Below are 9,082 nucleotides of genomic sequence, written 5' to 3' on the forward strand. Positions count from 1 at the left end.
CCACTATTTGGGGTGACGCTGACGGTGTGGTTTGTCCTAACGTCCAAACTGTTCCGCCTTCGGCGGGTTACTTGATAACCCCAAGTAACCAAGGGTCTAGCTCCTGGCTTGGCCCTCCTGCGTCGGGTACCCGCACTCCGACGACGCTCCGTGGGCCCGCGCCGAACGGACATCCATGTCCTGACGGCGCTCTCGCGGCATCCATGCCGCTCGGCCCACTGCGCGTCGTCTGCGTTTGGCCTGCACCCAAGTCGCGCTTTGTGGTGTCTGGCCTGCTGCGGTATGAAGATCAAAAGCCATAGCGCGCTTTGCGCTGTTAGATTCAACACCGAAATCGTTGAATAAACATAGAACCTGTGGGAGTCAGCTTGCTGACGAATGCGGTGTGCCATTCACCCTTGATGAAACTGGCTCGCTCCCATCGCGAGCCAGCTGATTGTTCCCGCGCTCCGCGTGGTAACACATTCAATGACGCTCTGCGTCATCCGGGATGTGGCGCATGCTGTCAGGCGTTGCGACTCTCGAAACCGGACCGACACCACCGGTTCGAGAACCATAGAATCTCCCACAAGGGGATCCGACGCATTGTTGGCTCAACGCCCCCGCTTGCTGTCGATCCGCACCAACCGGCCGCCTTCGAACCGCAGGTATTGATACATGCCGTTGTTCGGGCCGTAAATCCATTCCTGGACCTGCACCTGATCGACCTGACGGAAATGGTTGACCGTTTCCTTGTAGCCGACGATGTCCTGGCTGACGGGCTGGCCGCATTTCTGTTGCACTTCGAACATCCGGTCGCCGACGCTGATCAGCTGACTGCCACACCTCAACGTGTCGGTCGCCGCGTGAGCGACGGCCGCTACTGCTGTCAGACCGAGCATCAGCACGGTCTTCGCTAACACACTCTTCAAAAGTCGTTACTCACTGTCCAGATGCAGGGGGGTGACGACGCGACCGTCTTTTTCCGGTTGACCGAGACTGGCGTCGACGAAGTAGACCCGATCGTCGGCCAATTGTCCCTTGTCCACCAGATAGTCCTTGATGCTGCTGGCACGGGCCTGACCCAGCTGACGCAGCAACAGCGCGCTCGAGCTCCATGATTTGAGCACGGCATCGCGCATCTTGTTCTGTCGTTCTTCCTTGCCCAGATCCACCCACTCGGCCGGCGGTTGCCCCTTAAGGCGAGTGCGGTAGATGCCTTCGAGCATCGGCGGCTTTTCATCGTCCGGCACTTTCAGGTCGGCAGCTTGCGCCGGCACCTTGTCGCCTCGGCGCTGGAGAATCTTGTAGTAGGTGCTCTGGTATTCGCGTTCGAGTCGCTGCTGTGCGATCAACGGGCCGTCACTGGCTTCGGCGCTGGTGCCTTCGATCTCAAGACGCAGGGCAGGGCGTTCTTTGAGCGCGGCCGCCAGTTTGTCCAGCGAGGCCTGGGCGTCACGGCTCAATTCATCTGAGCCGGCAGCGAAGGACACGGTGCCCAGGTCTTGCGAACCACCGCCGCTGATCAAACCGCCGATGAATTTGAACGGCGCGGCAGCGGCTTTCACCACCAGGTTGCGCAGGGTCTGCCAGACGATGGGCATCACGCTGAACTGCGGGTTGTTCAAATCACCGGTGACCGGCAACTCAATGGAAATCTTGCCGTCGACGTCCTTGAGCAAGGCAATCGCCAGCTTCAGCGGAAGGTTCACCGCGTCCGGGCTGTCGACCTTCTCACCCAGTTGCAATTGCTCGACCACGACCTTGTTCTCGGCCTTGAGCTGACCCTTGGTGATCAGGTAATGCAGGTCCAGATTCAGTCGGCCTTTGCGGATGCGATAACCCGCAAACTTGCCGGAGTAGGGCGTCAAAGTGGTGAGCTCGACACGCTTGAAGCTGGTGGCGATGTCCAGGCTGGCGAGCGGGTTGAACGGGTTCAGCGCGCCTTTGATCGTCACTGGCGCATAGCGGTCGACCTTGCCTTTGATGTCGACGGGCGCCGGCTTGTCCTGACGGTTGTCCAGCGTGCCGATTTTACCGTTGAGTTGCTGCACGGCGGTCGCGAAATTGGGCGTGAGGCTGAAGTCGGCGAAGTTGGCCGAGCCGTTATTGATAGTCACCTCGCCGATATGAATGCCCATCGGTTTTTCGGCGCTGGCGGTTGACTTGCTTTTGGCGGGCGCGGGCTTGCTGTCAGCCGGTTGTGGTATCAGCAGGTCATCGATGTTGGTGGTGCGGTCATCGGCAATCACGAAGCGCGCATACGGTTGCTCGAGGTTGATCGAGGCGATGCTGAGGCTGTCGCCCAACTGGAAGTTCAGGCCCTCGACGTTGACGCGCTCCCACTTTACGAAGTCCCGCGACTTGAGGGTGTCCAGCGTATGCAACTGATCCACCTGCGCCTTGCCGGTGATGCCCAGTGCCAGCGGCTCGGTGCTTTTCAGGTCCACCGCCAGATCGGTGTTGAGCATGCCGCTGCGCACTTCAAGCCGAATGAACGGCGTGACATAGGATTGCGCGACGCGCAGGTCGATGTCGCGAGTGGTGACGTTGAGTTTGGCGCGAACGGGTGCCAGATTCACTTCGCCCTCGGCCGTCAGCTTGCCTTGCTTGCCCACGCCGGTGTCGAGCTTGAGGTTGAAGGGCGATTTATTGAGGCTGTCAAAATTGCTCATGTCCAGATTGAGCGGCCCAACCTCCAGCGCGACGGGCTCTTTGGGCATCTTGTCCGCCAGATGTATGCGGTAGTCGCGCAATTGCGTATCGCGCAATAACACCTGCCACGGTTTGCTCGGCGCAACCGGCGTGGCGGCGGTTTCGCTGCCGGTCGCCGTCGCGGGTTGCTGCTTCTCGGCTTCGGCTTTTTTCTGCTGGGCTTTGGACGGTTGACTGGCGAACAGTTTTTGCCAGTCAAGCTGCCCGTCGGACTCGCGGGCGGCCCAGGTTTCCAGGCCTTCGCTGCGAATCTTGCCGACAGTGACCAACTGTTTGGCGAGGTCGATGGAGGTCTCGCTGACGTCGAGTTTCTTCAGCCGCACCAGCGGTCTGCCGTCCGGTGCATCGATGGCAAGCGGCGCGATACTGACCGAAGTGTTGTCCAGCAGCAGCTCGGTTTCTTTGGCCAGGTTCAGTTTGTAATGGGTGTTGAGGTTGATGATGCCGTCTTTCAATGCCAGGGGCAGGGCATCGCGCACATACGGCCACCAGACTTTCATCTTGCCGTCGGTGACTTTCAAGGTGCCTTCGGATGAGATCGGCACCAGACTGATACGACCGACCCAGTCAATCTGTCCGCCCGTGGGGCCAGCCGCCACCAGGGTCATGTCGGCATTGTCTTCGGGCAGGGTGCTGAGGTTCTTCAGTTCGAAATTCAGTTCGTCGTACAGAAATTCGATCGGCTCGCTCGGGCGCAGGTCCTGAAAGTGTACGTAACCGTCCGCCAGTTTGATTTCGCCGATGCGTAACGGAAACGGCTTGCTCGGTGGCTCGTCAGGTTGGGCGGGTTCGCTTGGCGGGAGTTTGAACAGATCGGCCAGATTCAGGCGGCCGTCTTTGGAAAACAGCAGTTCGGTCTTGGGTTTGTCGAGTTCGACCGCCTCAAGGTGAAGCGCTTTGGTCCACAGGCTGTCGATTTGCAGGTTGGCGTAAAGGCGCTCGAAACCGATCTGCTCCTTGCCCGGTGCACCGATGGTCAAGCCCCACAGCGTGACTTCCAGGCTGTAGGGATTGAGCTCCAGACGCTCCAGCCTGGCCGGGACCGTGGCGTAATTGGCCAACTGTTGGTTGATCACCCGCAACGCAATGCCCGGCAGGATCAGAAATCCCAACACGGTGTAAATTGCGAAGACGGCCAGCAGGGCGCCAATGGCGCGTTTCAATCCTTTGGGCATGTAGGTCGCCAACTCTCTCGATGTGAGGTCCCTTGGAGTATGGCACGTCAATCTGGTTCCGAAGGCGCCGACTACAATACCTGTGGGAAATTTCGTCGTAGTCAGTCAGCGATCAAAGCTGCAAGATCAATGTCTTGAGCGGTGGTTGCTGGTCCAGCGACGGAAAATCGGCGCCGGGTACAAGGGGCTGGCAGTCACGCACGGGACGGCCTATTTTGCTTGCGCAGCGCAGCACTTGATCGCGCCATTCGTCCATATTCACTTTTGCCAGGTTGTTGCAGCAGATCAACACGCCGTCTTCAGCGGTGGTCAGCAGGGCAGGTTTCAACAGGCTTTGGTAGTCACGCAGCAAATCGACGGTGCCGAAAGCGCTCTTCGCCCACGCCGGGGGATCGAGCAGCACCACGTCGAACTGGCGCTGATCCAGTCGTGCATACGACGGCAGCTTCTGCCCGCGCCGCGAAGCGACCGGCAGGCCCGCCAGTTGGCGGATTGCCGGAAAATAATCGGACTGGATGAACTGCATCGGCGGCAAGTGCGGGTTGAGCTTGCCGTTCTCGCGGCCCACCGCCAGATTGCCTTCGGCGAAGTCCAGATTGCAGACCTCGCGTGCGCCGCCGGCTGCGGCGCTCAGGCCGACACCGCAGGTGTAGGCGAACAGGTTGAGCACGCTTTTGCCTTTGGCGTGATCCTTCACCCAGCCGCGGGCGTTGCGCAGGTCGAGAAACAGCAACGGATCCTGGCCCGCGTGACGAGCCCGAACGCGGTAGTTCAGCCCCCATTCATGCCCGACCAGATCTTCCAGCGCCGCCTCGTCTGCCTTGTAAACGGCATCGCTGCGATCGATTCGTGAGTTGCCCTGAGAACGGTCGTTGTAGACCAGCATCAGTTCCAGACCCAGATACGCATTGATGGCCGTGTGCACCGCCAGCAGCGAGTCGCGATCAAGGCTGTTGTGAAAGCTTTGCACCAGCAACTGCGGCCCATAACGGTCGACAGTCAGCCCGCTCGCGCCTTCCTGGCTGCCGTGGAACAGGCGATAACAGTCCGTGCCTTGGGCATGCAGCTCAGTTAGCAGGGATTGACGGTTATCGAGGGCGACGCGGAGCGCCTGATTCAACGAAGACATGCGCGGCGCCTTGGTGCGGAAATAAGGGCGTGCGAGTTTAGCAGCTAGGCCTTTATCGGTGTTATGACGTGTAACGCCACTGGCCGGACGCAAATCTTGTATGCGCCGGCTTGCTGGCGATTGGGTCAGATCCGACACCGCAAAGTTGATTGCCCTACCGCAGCCCCTGTAGGAGCGCGCTTGCCCGCGAATGGGATTTGTCTGAGAAAAATATGTCGGCTGATACACCGCCATCGCGGGCAAGCGCGCGCTTACAAGGATAGCGGCAGGGCAATCGACCTCGGGGTGCCGGATCTGACGCCATCGCGGGACAAGCCACGTTCCTGCAAGGGGTCGTTTTTTACCTTTCCTGAACCAATCCTGAAGCCCCGAACGATAGTTCTGGCGGGCGCATGATGGCCGTTTACTTCTCCTGAAAGCCGGGCGTATTCTTCGCCCGTTTTCAACCAATGCGGAGACCCACAGTGGGTACTTGTTCGAGTGACAGGCGTCAGCCGGTTTCGATGACCGGCCAATTCTCGGCAAGATAACGCGCAGTCTTTCTGCTGCCGTTATCTCGCCGACAGTGCGAGAAACGGCAGTGCTTTTGCTCCCGTAGCCGAATGGCTGCAGCGTGAGCATCCCTGTCCATTCCTGACGTCACACCCGCGCGACCTTCGGGTCGCGGGCCAGACTTTGCGTGCGGCTTTTTACCGAGCCGGCGTGTGGTCGGTCGTACCTGCCTGGGCCTTTTAGTCGTAAGCCCTTCAGTCCAGGGGACACACACATGAAATTCACCCTCCTGAAAGAGTTCTTCGCAGGGTTCCTGCGGACCCGTCATTTCGCCCGGCACTTCCGTCGGCTGGCGATGCTCGACAGCGTGACCGATGCCACCGTCAGCCGCGAAGTCCCGCCAACGCTGGCGCAGACCTTGACCCTGGGTGCCACCCGCGACGTGCCCGAACTGCTGACGCGCCTGGGCAGTCATGGCGACGGCCTGACCGAATCCGAAGCCTTGGCGTTGCGCGAACAGCACGGCCTCAACGAAGTCGAGCACGAGCAACCCCTGCCGTGGTGGGTTCACCTGTGGCACTGCTACAAGAACCCCTTCAACCTGCTGCTGACGTTGCTCGCCTTCATCTCGTGGCTGACCGAGGACATGAAAGCCGCCACCGTGATCTTCTCGATGGTGGTGCTCTCGACGCTGCTGCGTTTCTGGCAGGAAACCCGCTCCAACCAGGCGGCGGATGCGTTGAAAGCCATGGTCAGCAACACCGCGACCGTGATGCGCCGTGCCGAGGGGACACAGGTTGACGCACAGGTCAGCGGCGGCGGGAAACAACGCATCGAATTGCCCATCAAGCTATTGGTGCCGGGCGACCTGATCGTCTTGTCTGCGGGCGACATGATCCCGGCCGATTGCCGGGTGCTGAGCGCCAAGGACCTGTTCGTGAGCCAGGCGGCGATGACCGGCGAATCGATGCCGGTGGAAAAATTCGCACGCCGGCCGGAGGGCGACACCGATAACCCGCTGGACCTGGAGAACATCCTGTTCATGGGCACCAACGTGGTGTCGGGCTCGGCGACCGGGGTGATCCTGACGACCGGCAACCACACCTATTTTGGCGCATTGGCTCAGCGGGTCAGCGCCACCGACCGCGCGCCGACTTCCTTTCAGAGCGGGGTCAACAAAGTCAGCTGGTTGCTGATCCGCTTCATGTTCGTGATGACGCCGCTGGTGCTGTTCATCAACGGCTTCACCAAGGGCGACTGGATGGAGGCGTTGCTGTTCGCGCTGTCCATTGCCGTCGGACTGACCCCGGAAATGCTGCCGATGATCGTGACGTCGACCCTGGCCAAAGGTGCGGTGTTTCTGTCGCGCAAGAAAGTCATCGTCAAACGCCTGGACGCGATCCAGAACTTCGGCGCCATGGACGTGCTATGCACCGACAAGACCGGCACCCTGACCCAGGACAAAATCTTTTTGGCGCGGCATGTCGACGTCTGGGGCGATGAGTCCGATGACGTGCTGGAAATGGCCTATCTCAACAGCTATTACCAGACAGGCCTCAAGAACCTGTTGGACGTCGCCGTGCTGGAGCACGTGGAAATCCACCGTGAACTGCGCGTCGGCACCCACTTCAGCAAGGTCGATGAAGTGCCGTTTGATTTCACCCGGCGGCGTATGTCCGTGGTGGTGCAGGAGCAAGGGCAGTCGCATCTGCTGATCTGCAAAGGCGCGCTGGAAGAAGTTCTGGGTGTTTGCAAGCACGTGCGTCACGGCGAAGTGGACGAAGCGCTGACCCCGGAATTGCTGCAGCGCATCATGCAGGTCACGGCTGAATTCAACGGCGAAGGGTTGCGCGTGGTGGCCGTGGCCGCTCGTTCCATGGAGCCTGGGCGGGACGCTTATGGCCTGGCCGATGAAAGCGATCTGACGTTGATCGGGTATGTCGCGTTTCTCGACCCACCCAAGGAAAGCACCGCGCCTGCACTCAAGGCCCTGGCCGATCATGGCGTCGCGGTGAAAGTGCTGACCGGTGACAACGAGCGTGTAACCGCCAAGATCTGCCGTGAAGTCGGCCTGGAACGCCAGGGCTTGTTGCTCGGAGGCGATGTCGAGCGCATGAGTGATGCCGAACTGGCCGTGGCGGTGGAAACCACGAATGTGTTCGCAAAGCTGACCCCGTCGCACAAGGAGCGCATTGTCCGGTTGCTCAAGGCCAACGGGCATGTGGTCGGTTTCATGGGCGACGGGATCAATGATGCGCCGGCGTTGCGGACCGCCGACATCGGGATTTCCGTGGACAGCGCCGTGGACATTGCCAAGGAAGCAGCGGACATCATCCTGCTGGAGAAGAGCCTGATGGTGCTGGAGGAGGGCGTACTGGAAGGGCGCCGGACCTTCGCCAACATGCTCAAGTACATCAAGATGACGGCCAGTTCGAACTTCGGCAACGTGTTCTCGGTGCTGGTGGCGAGTGCGTTCATTCCGTTTCTGCCGATGCTGCCGATGCATCTGCTGGTGCAGAACCTGCTGTACGACATTTCGCAGATCGCCATTCCGTTCGATAACGTCGACGAGGAACTGCTGAAAAAACCACAGCGCTGGCAGCCTGCGGACGTGGGGCGGTTCATGGTCTTCTTCGGACCGATCAGCTCGATCTTCGACATCACGACGTTTGCGGTGATGTGGTACGTGTTCGGGGCCAACACGCCAGAGCATCAGACCTTGTTTCAGTCGGGCTGGTTTGTCGTAGGACTGCTGACGCAAACGTTGATCGTGCACATGATCCGCACACCGAAAATCCCGTTCCTGCAGAGCCGCGCGGCAATGCCGTTGATGGTGATGACCGGGGTGATCATGGCCGTCGGGATCTTCCTGCCGTTGGGGCCGCTGGCGCACTACTTCAAACTGCAGGCACTGCCACCGCTGTACTTCGCCATCCTGCCACTGATTCTGCTGGCGTATGTCGGGCTGACTCAGGCGGTGAAAGGGTTCTACGTGAAACGGTTTGGTTGGCAGTGATGTTGTGACTGCATGATCGTGCCCACGCTCTACATGATCATGCCCACGCTCCGCGTGGGCATGCCTCCCTTGACGCTCCGCGTCACACACGCGGGGACGCGGAGCGTCCGTGGCGGCATTCCCACGCGGAGCGCGGGAACGATCAACGGCCTCCGGCCAGAATCAAGAGCCGGCGGCATACCGTCAGTTCACAATCCGGCGTCTATCACAACTCCGCTTCTGCCTGCCGGACGTAGGAGCGTGGCTTGTCTCTGGGCCGCATCCGGACGATCTGCCGGGAACCGGCAGCAAACCCGGTGCATGCGGAGTGTCAGGTATAACCGGGTCGCCTGATGTTGCTGCCGCTTCGCGCCAGATCGCGGGCAAGCGCGCTCCTACAGTTTCGGCGTGAATCAGCAGCAGGTGGCATACCGTCAGATCGCGATCTTGGGTTTATCGAGACACCGCTTCTGCCCGCAGGGCGTAGGAGCGCGCTTGCCCGCGATCTGCCGGGAACCGGCAGCAAGACCGGTGCATGCGGTGTATCAGGTACAACCGAGTCGCCTGATGTTGCTGCCGCTTCGCGCCAGATCGCGG

The 9,082-nt window shown here is 60.4% G+C and carries 4 protein-coding genes; 1 reads left to right on the forward strand and 3 read right to left on the reverse strand.

Annotated features, from left to right (window positions below):
* Positions 1–593: 593 nt before the first annotated feature.
* The 3 genes from BMY73_RS27420 to BMY73_RS27430 form a co-directional block, all read right to left on the reverse strand.
* Positions 594–881 (reverse strand): DUF2845 domain-containing protein, encoded by a 288-nt coding sequence (locus BMY73_RS27420; protein WP_062385061.1) that lies wholly within the window; start codon positions 879–881, stop codon positions 594–596.
* Between the two features lie 36 nt (positions 882–917).
* Positions 918–3,869, reverse strand: a complete 2,952-nt coding sequence (locus BMY73_RS27425; RefSeq protein WP_175500258.1) for a DUF748 domain-containing protein — start codon at positions 3,867–3,869, stop codon at positions 918–920.
* 112 nt (positions 3,870–3,981) lie between these two features.
* Positions 3,982–4,998, reverse strand: coding sequence for a class I SAM-dependent rRNA methyltransferase (locus BMY73_RS27430; RefSeq protein ID WP_092411050.1), 1,017 nt, complete (start codon positions 4,996–4,998; stop codon positions 3,982–3,984).
* A 766-nt stretch (positions 4,999–5,764) separates the two neighbouring features.
* Here BMY73_RS27430 and mgtA point away from each other — a divergent pair.
* Positions 5,765–8,506 (forward strand): magnesium-translocating P-type ATPase, encoded by a 2,742-nt coding sequence (mgtA, locus tag BMY73_RS27435; RefSeq protein ID WP_092411052.1) that lies wholly within the window; start codon positions 5,765–5,767, stop codon positions 8,504–8,506.
* Positions 8,507–9,082 lie beyond the last annotated feature (576 nt).

The sequence above is a fragment of the Pseudomonas sp. NFACC02 genome, assembly GCF_900110765.1.
In the GTDB taxonomy this organism is placed as follows: domain Bacteria; phylum Pseudomonadota; class Gammaproteobacteria; order Pseudomonadales; family Pseudomonadaceae; genus Aquipseudomonas.